We start from the raw sequence: 16,199 nt of genomic DNA, 5'->3' as shown, positions 1-16,199 counted from the left end.
TCCCGCCCCTCGGCTGTCACACCAGAGCGCGCGCGAGGACGGCGGCAGCCTCCACCACCCCTTCCTCCGCGTCGACGAATGGATCCTCGTGCTCGATAGCGATCGTGTGGATCCGACTCTTAGCCAGCAGCACTGCGACCAGCCGTGACCACCACCCGGAATCCTTGCCCCTGCCCACAACAGAGAAGTTCCAGGGCATCTCCTCCGGCGGCCGCGGCCACCGGCGGTCGAGCAGACCGTTGAGGGCGAGGCGGTCGGCGTTGAACTGCACGTCCTTGCCGTGGCAGTGGCCGACCTTCGGTCCGAGCCGCTCCGCCACGGCGAGTGCGTCCATTTGCATCCAGAAAAAGTGGCTCGGGTCCAGATTGGCGGCAATCGACTCGCCCAACCTGGCGAGGCGCTCGAAAGTCTCGACGTTGTAGGTCACGGTTCCCGGGTGGAGTTCCAGGCAGATGAGAAGGTCAGGGTGTTCACGGCGCGCGAATTCGGCCACCTCGGACCAGTACGGCTCGACCACGTCCTGCCACTGCAGCTCCGTGATGCCCTCGAGGTAGGGCAGCCAGCCTCCGCCGGCGAAGTGAGGTGTGCGGTCGCCTGGTGCGCCGGCCGGGCAGCCCGACATCGCCACAACACGGTCCACGCCGAGCGCGGCGGCGAGCCGGATGGTGTCGCGGAGCGCGGCATCGTGGCCGCGCGCGACCTCGGGGTCGGGGTGCAGCGGATTGCCCCATACGTTGAGTGCGCCGACAGAGAGGCCGAACGAACCGACCTCATCCAGCCAACTGCTCCGCGCCGCGGCGTCGCGCAAGAGCAACCCAGTGTCGCAATGCGGATGAGGGGCGTAGCCGCCCGTACCCACTTCGACGTCGGTCACCGCCGGGAGCGAAGAGGCGAGCCACCGCCCAACCTCGGACAGTGGGCGATCGAGGAATGCCTCCATCACCACGCCGACATGAACGCGTGAGCGGCTCGAGGCCGCACCCCCTTCCCTCATTCTCCCTTCATTCTGGCACCCTCCCTTAATTCTGGAGCGTTCCAGGAGGTGCGCTGGGGGGTGTAGGGTTCACGGGATCAGCGAGCCAGAGTCCGTCGACAAGACCGCCGCTGCGACTGCGAATCAAGTGGCCGATCGCCGGAGGGCTGTTATGGTCGGCCGCCGGCATTCAGCTGACCTCGCCGTGATCATGATCGGGCGGCAGGCTCGTTCAAAATCTCGACAGCAGATGGGAGTGTAGGAGGTTCGGTGAAAACGGTACGGCTCACCATGGCTCAGGCGCTGGTGCGGTTTCTCGGCGCCCAGCATGCAGAACGCGACAGCGTGGAGTACCGGTTCTTCGAGGGCTGTTTCGGCATTTTCGGCCACGGAAACCTGACGGGAGTAGGACAGGCGCTGGGCGAACGCCCGGACCTTCTCACCTACTACCAAGCACGCAACGAACAGGCCATGGTCCACACCGCCGCCGGTTTCGCGCGAATGCGCAACCGGCTCTCCACCCTCGCGTGCACCACCTCGATCGGCCCCGGCGCGACCAACATGGTCACGGGCGCGGCGGCGGCCACGGTCAATCGCCTGCCGGTGCTGCTGCTCCCCAGCGACACGTTCGCGTCGCGGCGACCGGACCCGGCGCTGCAGCAGCTCGAGATTCCCGCCCGCGGCGATATCAGCGCAAACGATGCCTTGCAGCCGGTGTCCCGCTACTGGGATCGTATTCAGCGACCTGAGCAGCTGATTCCCGCGGCCCTCGCTGCCATGCGGGTGCTGACCAGCCAGACGGATACCGGCGCGGTCACGCTCGCTCTGCCACAGGACGTGCAGACCGAGGCTTTCGACTACCCGGAGGAGTTCTTCGGTAGTCGGGTGTGGCACATCGCCCGCCCGCTTCCTGATCGGGCGTTGCTGGACCGCGCCGCAGCTCTCATCAAGGACGCGAAACGGCCCCTCATCGTCGCGGGTGGCGGGGTCATCTACTCGGAAGCCACCGGCGCTCTGCGCTCGCTGGTCGACGCGACCGGCATCCCGGAGGCGGAGACTCAGGCGGGCAAGGGCTCGCTGCCATACGACCACGAGGGCGCGCTGGGCGCGATCGGCGCGACCGGCACGCTAGCGGCGAACCGGCTCGCGGCGCAGGCCGACCTCATAATCGGCGTTGGCACCCGCTACAGCGACTTCACCACTGCATCGCGGACTGCGTTTCAGGATCCAGCGGTGCGGTTCGTCAACATCAACGTTGCGGACGCCGACGCCATCAAGCTTGGTGGCCTCGCGCTGCCCGGCGACGCCCGTGCGGCCCTCGAGGCCATCGGCGAACGACTGCGCGGCTGGTCAGTGCACCCGGAATGGCGCCAGCTCGCCGAGCGAATGCGGAAGGATTGGGACGCTGAGGTCACGCGACTCTATCGGCTGGGCCACGGCCCGCTGCCGGCGCAGTCGGAGGTGATCGGCGCGGTCAACGAGCTGAGCGCGGCGACGGACGTCGTGGTGTGTGCGGCCGGTTCAATGCCTGGCGACCTGCACAAGCTGTGGCGGACGCGCGACCCGAAGGGCTACCACGTCGAGTACGGCTATTCGACGATGGGCTACGAGATCGCAGGCGGGCTTGGGGTCAAGCTCGCGGATCCGAGCCGCGAGGTGTACGTGATGGTGGGCGACGGCTCATATCTGATGATGGCCCAAGAGATAGTGACCTCCATCCAGGAGCGCGCCAAGCTGACCATCGTCCTGGTCGACAACCAGGGCTTCGCCTCCATCGGTTCTCTCTCGCGAGACAAGGGCAGCGAAGGCTTCGGCACACGCTACCGCTACCGAGTGGACGGTTCGCTCGGCGACGATTCGGGCAAGCACGAAAGCAACGAACTGCCTGTCGACCTCGCCCTCAACGCCGAGGGACTCGGCGCCGTGGTGTTTCGCGCGCGCAACGTGGAGGAGCTGCGCGACGCGCTGGTCGAGTCGAAGAAGGCGAACCGCACCGTCGTGATCCACGTGCGGACCGACCGCTACCAGGGTGTGCCCGGCTATGAGTCATGGTGGGAGGTGCCGGTCGCGGAGGTTTCCGAATCAAAGGACGTCCAGGCCGCGCGCCTCGAGCACGAGAAGGGCCAGGCTCGCAGGCGCTGGCACCTGTGAGCCACGGCCCGCTGGTAGTCGGGAGCCGCCATCAGCCCAACCCATCGGGGCTCGTGATCTCCATCACGCCCGAGTCGGCCGGATGGAGGTATGTCGGCTTCGACGTTTACCGGCTGGCTCACGGGCAGCGCATCGAGCGCCCGACAGACGGCCGTGAGGTGTGCCTGGTGATGCTCACGGGCCAAGCCGACGTCGGCTTCGGCGGTCAAACGTGGAGCAGAATCGGCGGAAGGCAGTCGGTTTTCGACGGGCCGCCCGACTGTGTCTATGCGCCGCCCAGTGGTGCGCTCGAAGTGACCGCCGCGAGCGGAGACTGCGAGGTCGCGCTGGCGTGGGCGCCGGCGGCCCACGGGGTCGAGCCGGCACTCATCCGCGCGAGCCAGGTCAAGCCCTTCCAGCGCGGCTCCGGAGCGACCGCGCGCACCGTCCACAACCTTCTGATGGAAGACCGGCCCGCGGAGTCGCTGCTGGTAACCGAGGTGTACACGCCCGGCGGCCACTGGTCGAGCTATCCGCCACATAAGCACGACACCGACGATCTGCCGCGCGAGAGCATGCTCGAGGAGACGTACTACCACCGGACACGCCGCGCGGAAGGTTTCGCCATGCAGCTCGTCTACACCGACGACCGCTCGCTGGACGAAACTCTGCGGGTGAGAGATGGCGACGTGGTGCTGGTTCCGCGCGGCTATCACCCAGTAGCGGCAGGCCCGGGTTACGACCTCTACTACCTCAATGTGATGGCGGGTCCGCACCGCCGCTGGCTAGTCACGACCGACCCAGAACACCGCTGGCAGCTGAGTTGATCGCGCTCGGACGTGGGATCATTCGTGCCCTGAGAGGAGATTGAAGTGAGCACCGCGCAGACCTACAAGAGCCCGCTCTACCAGATGACTCAGACGACGCCGACCTGTCTGTGGAACGACTCGGCCGCAATCAACGAGCTGACGTACTCCATCGAGCACGGGGCGGTCGGCGCCACCTGCAATCCCGCCATCGCCTACGGCATCCTGAAGAAAGAGATCGCCGAGTGGCGGCCGCGCATCTTGGCCGCGGCGGACGAGATGCCCTCCGCCACCGAGGACCGCATCGCCTGGCGGATTTTGGAGGAGATGTCGATTCGAGCAGCCAAGCTGCTCGAGCCGGCGTTCGACGCGAGCGGCGGCCGCAACGGTCGGCTTTCGATCCAGACCGATCCTCGCCTGTACCGCGACTCGCGCGCCATCGTCGATTCGGCCGAGGCGTTCAACAAGCTGGCGCGCAATATGATCGTGAAGATTCCGGTCACTCGCGCCGGGGTGGAGGCGATCGAGGAGGCGACCTACCGCGGGGTCAGCATCAACGCCACGGTGTGCTTCACCGCGCCTCAGTGCGTGGCGGTCGCCGAGGCTGTGGAACGGGGTCTTATGCGCCGCGATTCGGAGGGCAAGGACGTCAAGTCGATGGGTCCGGTCTGCACGATCATGGTCGGCCGCCTGGACGACTGGATGAAGGTGCTCATGGACAGGCGGAAGATAGCGATCGACCCGGGCGCCTGCGAGTGGGCGGGCGTAGCGGTGTTCAAGAACACGTATAAGCTCTTCCGCGAACGCGGATACCGCATCCGCCTGCTGTCGGCCGCTTTCCGCAACCACATGCACTGGAGCGAGCTCATCGGCGCCGACGCGGTCATCTCGCCGCCATCAGCCTGGCAGAGGCTGCTCAACGCTAGCGATATCGAGGTCAGAACGCGGATCAACGATCCTGTCGATCCAAAGATCGTCGACTCCCTCCTCACCCACTTCCCAGACTTCAAGCGCGCTTACGAGCCGGACGGGATGAAGGTGCATGAGTTTGACTCATACGGGGCCACGGTCAGGACCCTGCGCCAGTTCCTGGGTGCGTGCAACGAGCTGGAGTCCTTGGTGCGCGACACGGTGCTGCCGGACCCGTCCTAACGGGAAGGGCGATATCCCGACCGGCGCGGCGCGGTATCGGGGGCCTGGGATTTGAACTCGAGGTCTCACCGTCCCGAAATCTACCGAGGCTCCTCCACCGTACAGTCGTCCCGGCGGTTTTTGGGTGTCTGTGCCAGGTTGCCCGAGCGCTGCGGCGCGACTATCACGGGCCGGAATCTCGAACTCAAGAATTTGGTGGACCCAGACATACTCTTCTCGAACCACTCAAAGTGGGGTACCCGCCGGATGGAACGGAATTCGATCGGGTTCGGCTACCCGACGGATCAGGCCCTCGCGGCAATCAGACAGTTCATCGCGGACCACGGGCGCCCGCCAATATCCAAGTCGTGGACGGCGGCGCGGACCGCTCAATCTTGAGCACCGGCGGCTGCGGGTGCGACGGAAGGTAGCTGGGACCATTCCTTGCCATCGAGTTGTCGCCCGCCGGTTTTCGGATGGTGCCCACCCCACTGTTTGAAGAAGAAAGCAACCCCGGATCGCATGCAGAGTGTCAATGGTCATCTCAAAGTCCCCACTTTTGGCCAGGTGAAAGTCCCCACCCGGCGCTCATTTCTTCAGGCGCTCACCTCCTCTTGAACGGGCTTCGCGAAGCCTGAAGGACTCGCCCTCGGTGACCACCATGACGCTGTGGTGGAGGAGGCGATCAATCATCGAGGTGGCGGTGGTTGGCTCGGGAAGGAAGCGTCCCCATTGGTCGAAGGGCCAGTGGCTGGCGATGCCGAGTGCACGTCGCTCGTAAGCGGCGGCGATGAAGCGGAAGAGGAGCTGGGTGCCGGTGAGGTCAAGGGGCGCAAAGCCCAGCTCGTCGAGTAGGACCAGCTCAGAGCGCAAAAGGTTGTCGATGACCTTGCCCACCGAGTTGTCGGCGAGGCCGCGATAGAGCGTCTCGACAAGGTCGGAGGCGGCGAAGTAGCGCACGCGCAGGCCGGCACGCACGGCCGCATGACCGAGGCCGACGAGCAGATGCTTCGGCGGGAGGTCCGAGGGCGATAAACGCACGCTCGGTTCCGGTCCGGACGCGGATGGCTCGCGCCGGCATTCTGGACTTGCCCTTGTAGTGCTCATCCTTAATAGAGACCTCGCCTGGTGCCATCAGCGGATGCCGATTGATCTCGTTTCCGTCGTAGGCGAGCACCACCTCGTGGTCCTGCACGGTGACCTCGACCTGCTTTGCTACCCAGGCGGTCGGCAGCGAGTAGCGTGCCGAGCCGAAGCGAATCGTCTGCATGCGGTCGACCTTGCGCAGCTCGCCGCGACAGAGCGCCGGTCGCAGAGACGGCAGCCGCCGCATCAGTGCTCGCTCCTCCACCAGCCGCTCATCCGGCGTCACCTGCGTCTCGCTGTGAACACGGCTGTTGACCTCCAGGCCCCAGAGTCTTGCCTGGCGATTGCCGGTCGCGATGTCGCCACCGAAGTTGTCCTCGGGCACGACCAGGTCGCGCTGGGCATATCCGCACAGGTGCTCGACGACACCCTTCGATTCGGGTCGGCGGCCTCGCAGAAGTCAGGTCGGAACCCGTAGTGGGCGGCAAAGCGGACGTAGTCGGGATGAGGCACCACGACGTTGGCGACGACTCCATTCTTGAGACAAGCCATGCGGTCGGTGAGGACCACCGCGGGCACAGCTCCCAACTCCTCAAAGCATTCGGCCATCAAACCCAGAGTCGTCTCCCTGGTCTCATCGCTGGCCAAGCGCACGAAGCGGTACCGCGGACCAGGCCAACACCGCGCAGAACATGTGCAGTCCGACTGCGATCTGGGTCCAGTCGGCGACCAGGTGCTGTCCCGGACTGGGCACCCAAGGCCGAAAGATTCGTCGCTTCTGCCGCCACTCTGCCTTGACCTTGGCGACCTCGCGACGCAGGTTGCGCGCGGAGCCCTTGTACCCGGCTGCGCGCACCGCCGGCATTAATCGTTTGGCGGAGATGCGACCGTCGGTCCTTCGCACCCGCTCCCAGATGACCGACACGACTGCGTCGGTGTTCCGCGAAGTCGGACGCGGACGGCGGACCCATGGCCCGCCCGCCTCCTGACGCAGCACGGCGCGCCTGACCGTCTTGTCCGTTACGTTGCACAAGCGAGCGGCGGCGCGGTAGCTCCCAAGTTGATGAAATGCATCGATGATGTTCAACTGATCCCTCGTCGTCTTCAATAGGTAGGTCCTCCGGTCGGGTGAGTGGGTCTGAAGCAACTCCACTTTGCCCGGTCCGGGGACCTTCCCGGTGGCTAAATCAGACGGTCGAGGGTGCGGACTTTCGGTGGCCACAACCGCGTACTTTCACATGGCCACGCGCACCGGTGCAGACGCGATGTCCGGTCATCGAGACCAGGCTCACCTTTCAGCTGGAAGCGCCGGACCCATTTGTAGACGCTAGCCCGCGAAACGCCTGCAGCCTCTGCAACTCGAGTTGCAGCCCAGCCTTACACGAGGACGCGTTCAACCAGCAGGCGACGACCGCGAACAGTCAGCCGAGAACTACCATGCGCCATGAGAGCCTCCTGTCGGTGTGAGTTGGAACACCCACAACCGAACTCGGAGGGCTCTCAGCCTGTCAACAACCTATTTGGGGACTACATCTAGCTCAAGGTGGGCGCTCGGATTTCCAAAGCCGCAAACGGTTTTAAAAACACCCCACACCGTCAGCCACAGCTGGGTCGGCTTGTGCGGTTTGTCATGACAACCTGGTGGAACCATCTTCACCGCAGATACGTTTAGCACCATTGCCGTCCAGTTGAGATCAGACTTGTAGATGGGTTTCGAGCGTACGTTCTAGGGACGGACGACTGCCGCGACGGGGCTTCCTCCGGGCGGTCCCTGATGCGAGTTCCGCTCCCCTCCCGACATGAAGAAACGGGTTTCACCGATCACGGACCCTATCAGCGCACCGCCCACAGCTTTTGCCGTCCTCTCAGGGTTTGACTCCCGCAATAGCGTGCTTGAATGGCCCCGGATCTGGCCGTCGCCAGGAACAATCATCTTAGCGAAGACTGCTACTACATGGCTTTGTTGTTCCGGGTTGGGAGCGCAATCGAAGTCAAGCCCCGCGCTGCGAAGGGCACTCTTAATCCCTTCCTGATCGATGAAATCTCGAGTAATACCGTGACCGATACGCAGATCGCTTACACTTTTCGTGCTGTTCCCCAGGAGGAATATTTCAGCATGCCGCTTCTCTCCACCAGACGACGTTGACGCAACTTCGGAATAGAGATCCCATCGTTGCCTCACAATCGTGTCATTAACATCTCGCTCGGCAATCTCCCCTAAGGCTAGCGCTACACCGAGTGCAGAGCCGTCATTAGAAAAACACATTGCTCCGTTTTCGCCCACCCCAAGGTCAGTGGTGACGACGTCTTTCCCCCGACGCCGCGCATCTTCGATAGTCTCTCGGGTAAGCGAAGGTGCCTTCACAAGTACGCAGTGAATGTCAGACACATCGTCGATACTCGCGTCGACCTGGGCTTGGCGCACGGCCGCGGCAACTTTACGAATCTGCGCAGACCGGCCGACATCCTCGGCAAATATTTCATCTGACCACCCACGCCCTACAGCCAACCACTTACCCGAATGAGGTGTCTCTCTCATGTCTTCACGGGTGATGATCGATACATGCGGTGTGACAGCACCAAAGCACCCGCCCGAAAGGACAAAAGCGACTCGCACACCAACCTCATCGCGACTCCAGCCGGTGCGCGCACCTATTGCATCTCGCAAGCTCCAGTCAGCAACCACACGTGCATAATCATCCGATAGCCCCGTGCCCTCCGTCTTGCCTATAACTCCGACAATTGAGTGCGGATCAATCTTGCCGAGTAGCGCTTCGACTTCTGAAACGTCGGTTGGCGTTTTCATTTCACACAGATGGATTGAAACTCGTTGTGAGGTCATGATCTTCCTTTCACGCAGATTGAACTAACTCAACAGGACGCAGAGCCAGCTCGGCGATTGAATCCTCAGATATCTCTGCCGAATTGAGTTCGCCAACGATTCGACCGTCGCGGAAAACCAGAACCCGGTCGCAAACCTCTGCAAATTCCGCGAAATCCGAACTTGCGATTATGGCCGCCGCTGAGGTTGACTGAACTGAACTTCGAATTCGCCGGAGTATCTCGCTCTTGCCTCCTACATCGACGCCAGCAGTCGGTTCCTCAAACATGAGAAGTCGAGGCGTCAATTGCATCCACTTACCGACTAGAGCCTTCTGTTGGTTTCCGCCACTTAGCAATCCAAACGGGAGATTAGGCTCTGCTGGTCTGACGTCATACTCTTCGACTAGAGCTAGCACATGCTTTTGTACTACTCGCGGTCTAAGGAAACCCCAACGGGCAATCTTCCCAAGAATTGGCAGGCTTAGATTCTCGGACACTGTGCCAACGGCGACTGCCGACTGACTCCGCCGGTCACCAGGGAGGAACGATATCCCCCGTGCCATCGCCTTGCGCGGTGTCATTTCGCTAAGCGAAATTTGCGAGTCTCCGACCTGGAGGGTACCGTGCATCGCCCTAGCAGCTCCGAAGAGCAGGTGCACAACCTCGTTCTGTCCCATGCCGATAAGCCCTGCAAGCCCAACGACTTCACCCTCACGTACTTCAAAACTGCAGTCAATAACCTGAGGACCATACAAGCCACTTACGCGACCGAGGGTCGCACCCTTCGCCAAAACGGGTGCGGGTTTCCGAGCGAGTAACGCACGACCAACAATGGCAGTAACGAGATCGTCATCACTGAGGTTGCCAGCGGAAGATTCGAGCACCACACGGCTATCGCGAAGGACCGTGATGTCGTCCGCCATTCTCCTGACCTCCTCCAGCCTGTGTGAAACAAGGACTATTCCGAACCCGATGTTACGTACCTGATCGACAGCATCGAAGAGCCTGTCAACTCCATCTCTCGGGAGATATGCCGTAGGTTCGTCGAGTATCAGAACGCCCCCGCTCTTCGGAAGGCCGTCAAGCCCGCGCGCGATAGCCACCAGAGCCTGTTCTACCGGGTCAAGATCTTGGACGAGCATCTCAGGATCGACCCGAATTCCGACCCTCTCGAGGCAACTTGCAGTCCGCGCTTTCTCCGCGCGCCACGAGATATACCCAATGCGGTTTGGGTGAAACCGCCTGACCATGACATTCTCAACGACGGAAAGGGCCGGTACAAGTCCGAGATCTTGGTGGACAAAACTGATACCAGCCCGGGTAATCTCCTTGTGGGACACCGGCAACGGGATCTCTTGCCCCTTGACCTTGAGACGTCCACCGGGATCAGGCGTGTAATAGCCAGAAAGGATTTTAATGAAAGTCGATTTTCCTGATCCATTTTGACCTACAAGGGCATGGACAGTCCCCGGCGCGACTGTAAAGTCCAAACTACTGAGAACGGTCCTCTCACCGAACGTTTTCGACAACCCACGAGCCTCAAGAAGGAACCCATGATCATCCGTTGAGCCTTTGCGGCTGCCATACTCCTCGTGACCATCCAATTCATTCAAGATAGTCCCCAGAGCTTCTCGTAAGCACTCCGATAGTCGACAGTGCCGTACCAAGCGTCATCAGGCCCGTCGATTTTAAGTTGCTTAACATTAGTCGAGTCGAACAACCTGAGGGGCACATTCTCATCGGCAACCGGCGCGGCGCCGGCCAATACCCTGAACGCCTGATCCGCCCAGGCCCACCCAAACCGAGTAGTCCCTACTCCGATGTCGGCGACCACAACATCACCTTTAGCGAGACTCTGCATCACGGCAGGCGTGGCATTATACGTGACGATGCTGACTCCTGAGCTTCGGTTCGCCGCATAGACCGCTGGAAGCATGAACGGTACCATTCCGTCATAAATAGGAAGCAGGACATTCGCCTTTGGATTTGCCGTGAGGACAGATTGAGTTTGTGCGGTCAGCCGAGTTGCCCAAGTGGCGATAGGCGCATCTTCGACACTTACCTTGCACGAGGCACAATTTGTCGCAAACTCTTCTTTTATCGCCTTCAACTGCGGTTCACCGATACCGGGAGAATCTGACGACCAGAAGATAACCACGTTGGCGGCACCCTTGGCCTTGGCAATGACATAATCCGCCATAACTGTGCCAGCGCATCCGTGACACTGATCCACCGAGGCGACTACCGCCTTTGGATCGGTCGACGGCGGTAATCCAGGATCATGGTTTTCCACACTTATTACCTTGATGCCGGCTTTCTGAGCGGTGGCCAAGTCCGCAGAGAACAAGGTTACCGGAAGAGCGATAATTAGGATCGCTGCCGCGTGAGCCGCGATCGCTTGCTGAATACCTTGACTCGTTAGCGCAACTTGTGCCTTCGTGTCAAATGCGGTAATTGTCACGTGTGCAGTGCTTGCGGCCTCGCGCATACCGCGCAACGCAGTTGCGGCAAATGGGACACTAAGCGGCGCAAGAACCCAGACATCCTTCCCGCTCGCTTTGGCGGCGTCGAAGGCTGGGCCCGGAGCCTGAAACGAAGTAATAGGTGCAGTCGCAGCGGTGACAGCAGCTTTTGCCAATGCGATGCCCGGATCGTTTGTCGTAGTCGATGACGCTTCTCCTGGGCCTGGAGTAGACCCGCCCCCAAAACTGCACGCGCCAAGAATGAGCACACCGACTGCTAACCCTGCAGTAACGCTCGCCAGCTTACTAAGGTTGTACCTTTTCATTCGCAGATTCTCCTAATCCGGCCCAAACTCATATATAAACCAGAACTACTACGCGTTCCCACTCCGCAGCCAACGGCTGCTCTTGCCGTCACCACCCTGTTCCGGGGCTTTTATGGTCCGACCACTAGTCCCCCTTGCTTGCCAATTGTGAAAGCGTGACGGCGATCGCCAGTGAACCTCCATAAAAGACATCGCTAACCCAGCCGGAGAGTCCAACTAGTTGCAGACCAGTGATACCAGTTACGAGAAAATAGACAGCAGCGAACGTGCCCCATGCGTTGAAACGACCGGGTTGAATGGCGGTCGATCCAAGGAATACAGCGGCAAAGACTGGCAACAGGTAACTCGGCCCTACATTCGGGTCGGTTGCCCCCAGTGAGCCAGCGAGGATAAGGCCAGCAACACTCGCTCCCACTCCGGAGAAGAGGAATACGCCAACACGCAATCCATTTACGCGGATACCGGTCAAACGTGCGACTTCTCTGCCGCTGCCGACGAAGTATAGGTGCCGTCCAGTGGGTGTGAACACGAGGAAATACCAGAGTGATACTGTCAGCGCGAGCGCGTAGAAGAACGCAAGCGGCAGGCCCAACACTTGGGTCCGTGCGAGACTAACTAGCGTTTCGGATACGCCGCCAGTTGTCTGGGCGTTTACTGCGACGGCAAGACCGCCTAGCGCAGTCCCCATCCCGAGTGTGACGATCAAGGATGGAACGCCAGTACCGACAATAAGCAGCGAATTGATCAAGCCAATAACGAGACCCGACGCCAAAACTACGAACGCCGAAGGTAACAGTGGCCAATGCTGGATCACATTAAGGAACCCGAACAAGACAAGACTGAAACTGAGATTGCCGGCGATCGAGAGATCATATTCACCAGCCACAAAGGCCGGCAATGATACAAGCGCTAGGAATAGGAGTACAGCTTGCGTTCCCAAAACAGTGCTCAGGTTTTCAAGGGACCAAAACGCTTCGGGCCTAAGGACGCCAAAGACCACTATTACAAGCGCCCAAGCGAAGAGGAGTGCGTACCGACGCACTACGTCCCTACCGAGGCGCACGTGTGGTGACAGTTTGTTACTGGCTCGAACTTTAAGAGCGCCTCGCGAGTTCTCTCCTCGGTTACTCAACTGGGTAACTTCCGTTCCGCTCGTTCGCCAACCGTGCCCAAGGGCTGCCAGATTGTTCGATCGCCAAGGCGACGGCGACCGAAAGGTGTTCCCGATATGGTGCAGACACAATCTGAATACCGATGGGCAGACCGTCGCGTGAGGTTCCAGCTGGGACTGTAAGCGATGGCAAGTTCAGCACACTGATGGCCCTGCAGCAGTTCAAGATGTTGAATCGCGGGACACTTACATCGTCGACATTCATCATCGGCTGGTTTCGCTCAAAGGCCGGGATGCTCGCTACCGGTAGCAGCAGCACATCAAAGTCGCGAAAACAGTCGAGCATAAGCGCGCGGAGCGCATCGCTCTCGGCGGCTAACTCCCGGAAGCGCGATACGCTACAGTTCTCTTCCACGGAGTCCAACCACTCTCGCAAGTTGGCGCCAATATCATCAACTTTGCCACCTATAATCGCTTCGTGATCGGGCAACCCATCGGCTTTACGGAAGTCATCGAATACACGTTCTGCGTACTTGATGGGCTCAGGTAGAAACTCAAAGACTTCGAGGCCCATCCGCGAGAGGGATATAGCTACTGATTCAAGTGCATGAAGAATGTCGGTTCGAACAGGTATATTTCCATCACCCCGACACCAAGCGACGCGTGTCGCCCTAAGGCCTACATTGTCCGGCTTACCCAATTCGACCGGGACGGTGGATGGATCATGCGGATGAGGGCCGCGCATAACGTCCAACAACGTCCATACATCAGTGACATACCGTGCGATGGGCGCGATCTTTTGGAGTTGAGACTGCAATGACATACTGTTTGGTGGTTGCAGCCACGTGCGCTCCTGAAAACGGTCGAGCAGTGAAGCGCTAGTCCAAGGGATCTGACCAGTGCCGGGTATGAGTCCGTTGCTCGCTCGAAGTCCCACAAGGGCCGTGCAGTGAGCGGGCCAGCGGATAGAACCACCGTAGTCCGTTCCAATTCCGAACACTGAACATCCACTCGAGACCGCAGCGCTGTCACCGCCGCTGGATCCTCCCGAAGTCCGCTTCGAGTTCCAAGGGTTATGTGTCTCTCCAAACACTTCATTGTCCGTGTGCATGTCAAGTGCAAATTCAGGGCAATTCGATTTTCCAAGTAGGACAGCTCCAGCAGCCCTCAAACGCGCAACCGCAGGAGCCTCAAGCCCGGGCTCGTAATTCGCCAATAATTTGGATCCAGCAGTACTGCGCAACCCTTTCGTCGCGATTATGTCTTTGACTGTAAAAGGGATGCCAGCTAGCGGCCCACAATCAAGCCCCTGTTTAATGCGACTGTCAATTGCGTCGGCTTCTATCAACGCTTCGTCTGTCCGTAACGTGACGATAGCATTCACGTCCGAATTGACCTCCGAGATCCTATCTATATGCATTTCGAGGACGCGCCGGGCCGTAATCCTACGGGTCTTGACAAGTGCGGTAATCTCACCAATTGAGGAGGCAAGTAGGCCTGTTGGGATAAAAGCTGAAGTATTCACTATTCCCTCGCTGGCCTACACGGGCAAAGGCATGTTAGAGAGTCCCACCAGCTCGTTCAATAGCCAATTGGGCCATCTTCTTGCCGGTCTCAATGTGCTTGCGACACACACGCCGGAAGCGTTCTAAATCTCGCTGTCGCAACGCACCGACCATTTCGGCATGCTCACCGCCGACGTCACCGGCGGTTTCCTTCGCGTCATACATAATCCTGTTCATCAGTAGGTTCACAGCGAGTTTCCGATACACCTCCGAGAGGATGTCGTTGTTCGCGAGGTCAATAATGTAATTGTGGAACGCCTCGTTTGTGGCGATATAGAGATCGCGGTCAACGATGGTCCGACCGCTAACCGTTGCTTCTCGCTCGTGAAGCAATTCTTCTAGACGCTCCAGGTGGAGTGGTTTCTGCTTCGTGGTGATAACTTCTATTGCCAGAAATTCCAGTCCCATGCGAACGTCATACGCTTCCGTAATCCGCTTTACCGTTAGTGGTCTAACGAAGTATCCCTTGCGCGGTTCGACGCTCAGCAATCCTTCAGTCGCCAAACGATTCAAAGCATGTCCGACCGGGCTACGGGATACGTGAAGTTCATCAGCCAGGTCCGCGAGGCTCAGATGCTGGTGTGGCTGTACACGATTTGTCACTAACCGCCTGCGAACAACTTCATACACTTGGTCATTTAGCGCTGAAGCGGCTACGACTGCTTGGCTGTTACTGGAGGACGGCAAAGGCACAATTCATACTGACATGTCACATGTAAAATGTCAATGGCGACGTTGGCTCATTGGAGGTTCAACGGCGCCCGCTGGTGCCGCCGCCGAGGCTCGAGCAGGCTTGGGAAGTAGGTGCGCTGGTGGGGCTTGGGGATCTTGGGAGATCGAAGACGAAGATCGGAAGCGGGTTGTCAATGGCCATCTCAATGTCCGCAGTTTTGGCCAACTGAAAGTCCGCACCCCAAGCTCACTTCTTCTGGCGCTCACCTCCTCTTGAATGGGCTTCGCGGAGCCTGAAGGACTCGCCCTCGGTGACCACCACGACGCTGTGGTGGAGGAGGCGATCAATCATCGAAGTGGCGGTGGTTGGCTCGGGAAGGAAGCGTCCGCATTGGTCGAAGGGCCAGTGGCTCGCGATGCCGAGGCGCACGCCGCTCGTAGGCGGCGGCGATGAAGCGGAAGAGGAGCTGGGTGCCGGTGAGGTCAAGGGGCGCGAAGCCCAGCTCGTCGAGGAGGACCAGGTCGGCGCGCAAAAGGTTGTCGATGACCTTGCCCACCGAGTTGTCGGCGAGGCCGCGGTAGAGCGTCTCGACGAGGTCAGAGGCGCCGAAGAAACGAACGCGCAGGCCGGCACGCACGGCCGCGTGACCGAGACCGACGAGCAGATGCGATTTGCCGGTGCCCGCTGGACCGACAAGAATGAGGTCCTCCTTGGCTCGGATGGAGTTGACCCGGTTTCGTGGACACCCTCGGGGTTGACGGCAATGGTGTCGGACATCACCTCCTGGGCGGCGGCTTGAGGGCCGCGTTGAGAATCGTAGCGACGTCGTCGATATCGGCCGGCTCTGGATCGCTGCCGCGCCAGAGGCGCTCCTCCTCGCGCTGGCGGAAGGCACGCTGCCGGCAGGCGCCAGAGCAGTAGAGGCGTCGGCGCCTGCCGCCCCTCGCTGGATGGTTCGTCCGTAGATGATGCAGACCATAGGGCGTTACGAATCGATCCTCCTATAGATGTCAAGGGGCGATTTGAGGGGCTCATGCGGCGCTGCGAATGGCCTCCTCGCGCGGGCCGACCAAGGCCCTGTAGACCTCCCGGGCCACGTATCTCTTAAGGCAG

The 16,199-nt window shown here is 60.5% G+C and carries 14 protein-coding genes and 2 pseudogenes; 4 read left to right on the top strand and 12 right to left on the bottom strand.

What is annotated here, in order from left to right; translation table 11 throughout:
• Positions 1–16 precede the first annotated feature (16 nt).
• Positions 17–994, bottom strand: a complete 978-nt coding sequence (locus tag EPN29_02020) for a sugar phosphate isomerase/epimerase (protein ID TAN34673.1) — start codon at positions 992–994, stop codon at positions 17–19.
• Positions 995–1,264: 270 nt separating this feature from the next.
• On the opposite strand from EPN29_02020, the gene iolD reads away from it, so the two are divergent.
• From iolD to EPN29_02005, 3 genes are all read left to right on the top strand, one after another.
• A complete protein-coding gene (gene iolD, locus EPN29_02015; GenBank protein TAN34723.1) occupies positions 1,265–3,124 on the top strand; it encodes a 3D-(3,5/4)-trihydroxycyclohexane-1,2-dione acylhydrolase (decyclizing) in 1,860 nt (619 codons plus the stop codon).
• The gene (iolB, locus tag EPN29_02010; protein TAN34672.1) at positions 3,022–3,930 is read left to right on the top strand and encodes a 5-deoxy-glucuronate isomerase; all 909 of its coding nucleotides are present in this window, start codon (positions 3,022–3,024) and stop codon (positions 3,928–3,930) included. The genes iolD and iolB overlap by 103 nt, the downstream gene beginning before the upstream one ends.
• A gap of 84 nt (positions 3,931–4,014) precedes the next feature.
• On the top strand, positions 4,015–5,061 hold the full coding sequence (locus EPN29_02005; protein ID TAN34722.1) for a transaldolase: 1,047 nt from the start codon (positions 4,015–4,017) through the stop codon (positions 5,059–5,061).
• 368 nt (positions 5,062–5,429) lie between these two features.
• Here the strand turns inward: EPN29_02005 and EPN29_02000 are convergent, their stop codons facing one another.
• The gene (locus tag EPN29_02000; protein ID TAN34671.1) at positions 5,430–5,564 is read right to left on the bottom strand and encodes a hypothetical protein; all 135 of its coding nucleotides are present in this window, start codon (positions 5,562–5,564) and stop codon (positions 5,430–5,432) included.
• Positions 5,565–5,628: 64 nt separating this feature from the next.
• Positions 5,629–6,147 (bottom strand): hypothetical protein, encoded by a 519-nt coding sequence (locus EPN29_01995; GenBank protein ID TAN34670.1) that lies wholly within the window; start codon positions 6,145–6,147, stop codon positions 5,629–5,631.
• Positions 6,148–6,181: 34 nt separating this feature from the next.
• On the opposite strand from EPN29_01995, the gene EPN29_01990 reads away from it, so the two are divergent.
• Positions 6,182–6,604, top strand: coding sequence for a hypothetical protein (locus tag EPN29_01990; protein ID TAN34669.1), 423 nt, complete (start codon positions 6,182–6,184; stop codon positions 6,602–6,604).
• A 156-nt stretch (positions 6,605–6,760) separates the two neighbouring features.
• Here EPN29_01990 and EPN29_01985 read toward each other — a convergent pair whose 3' ends face one another.
• The 9 genes and pseudogenes from EPN29_01985 to EPN29_01945 all read right to left on the bottom strand — a co-directional run bounded on the left by EPN29_01985 (position 6,761) and on the right by EPN29_01945 (position 16,065).
• Entirely contained in the window at positions 6,761–7,234 is a 474-nt protein-coding gene (locus tag EPN29_01985) for a hypothetical protein (protein TAN34668.1), read from the bottom strand.
• Positions 7,235–7,308: 74 nt separating this feature from the next.
• Positions 7,309–7,500, bottom strand: a pseudogene (locus tag EPN29_01980) (hypothetical protein).
• 352 nt (positions 7,501–7,852) lie between these two features.
• Positions 7,853–8,968 carry a ring-opening amidohydrolase gene (locus EPN29_01975; protein ID TAN34667.1) on the bottom strand — a complete coding sequence of 372 codons (1,116 nt, stop codon included), beginning with the start codon at positions 8,966–8,968 and terminating at the stop codon, positions 7,853–7,855.
• 10 nt (positions 8,969–8,978) lie between these two features.
• Positions 8,979–10,616: a sugar ABC transporter ATP-binding protein gene (locus EPN29_01970; protein TAN34666.1), complete on the bottom strand. Its 1,638-nt coding sequence runs from the start codon at positions 10,614–10,616 to the stop codon at positions 8,979–8,981.
• Positions 10,559–11,737, bottom strand: a complete 1,179-nt coding sequence (locus EPN29_01965) for a sugar ABC transporter substrate-binding protein (GenBank protein TAN34665.1) — start codon at positions 11,735–11,737, stop codon at positions 10,559–10,561. Before EPN29_01965 ends, EPN29_01970 begins: the two co-directional genes overlap by 58 nt.
• 124 nt (positions 11,738–11,861) lie before the next feature.
• On the bottom strand, positions 11,862–13,019 hold the full coding sequence (locus EPN29_01960; GenBank protein ID TAN34664.1) for an ABC transporter permease: 1,158 nt from the start codon (positions 13,017–13,019) through the stop codon (positions 11,862–11,864).
• Positions 12,862–14,373 (bottom strand): amidase, encoded by a 1,512-nt coding sequence (locus EPN29_01955; GenBank protein TAN34663.1) that lies wholly within the window; start codon positions 14,371–14,373, stop codon positions 12,862–12,864. The genes EPN29_01960 and EPN29_01955 overlap by 158 nt, the downstream gene beginning before the upstream one ends.
• Positions 14,374–14,407: 34 nt before the next feature.
• Positions 14,408–14,917, bottom strand: coding sequence for a GntR family transcriptional regulator (locus EPN29_01950; GenBank protein ID TAN34662.1), 510 nt, complete (start codon positions 14,915–14,917; stop codon positions 14,408–14,410).
• Between the two features lie 415 nt (positions 14,918–15,332).
• A pseudogene (locus EPN29_01945) lies at positions 15,333–16,065 on the bottom strand (hypothetical protein).
• Positions 16,066–16,199 lie beyond the last annotated feature (134 nt).

The organism is bacterium (genome assembly GCA_004299235.1).
Taxonomy (GTDB): Bacteria; Chloroflexota; Dormibacteria; order Dormibacterales; family Dormibacteraceae; genus SCQL01.
This window is presented reverse-complemented; position numbering and strand designations above follow the sequence as displayed.

Excerpts from the sequence above, each read along its gene's own strand:
- EPN29_01975 (TAN34667.1), bottom strand. The coding sequence starts at position 8,968 with ATGACCTCACAACGAGTTTCAATCCATCTGTGTGAAATGAAAACGCCA.
- EPN29_01995 (TAN34670.1), bottom strand. The coding sequence starts at position 6,147 with ATGAGCACTACAAGGGCAAGTCCAGAATGCCGGCGCGAGCCATCCGCG.
- EPN29_01965 (TAN34665.1), bottom strand. The coding sequence starts at position 11,737 with ATGAAAAGGTACAACCTTAGTAAGCTGGCGAGCGTTACTGCAGGGTTA.
- iolB (TAN34672.1), top strand. The coding sequence starts at position 3,022 with ATGGTGGGAGGTGCCGGTCGCGGAGGTTTCCGAATCAAAGGACGTCCA.
- EPN29_02005 (TAN34722.1), top strand. The coding sequence starts at position 4,015 with ATGACTCAGACGACGCCGACCTGTCTGTGGAACGACTCGGCCGCAATC.
- EPN29_01990 (TAN34669.1), top strand. The coding sequence starts at position 6,182 with ATGCCGATTGATCTCGTTTCCGTCGTAGGCGAGCACCACCTCGTGGTC.
- iolD (TAN34723.1), top strand. The coding sequence starts at position 1,265 with ATGGCTCAGGCGCTGGTGCGGTTTCTCGGCGCCCAGCATGCAGAACGC.
- EPN29_02000 (TAN34671.1), bottom strand. The coding sequence starts at position 5,564 with ATGCGATCCGGGGTTGCTTTCTTCTTCAAACAGTGGGGTGGGCACCAT.
- EPN29_02020 (TAN34673.1), bottom strand. The coding sequence starts at position 994 with ATGAGGGAAGGGGGTGCGGCCTCGAGCCGCTCACGCGTTCATGTCGGC.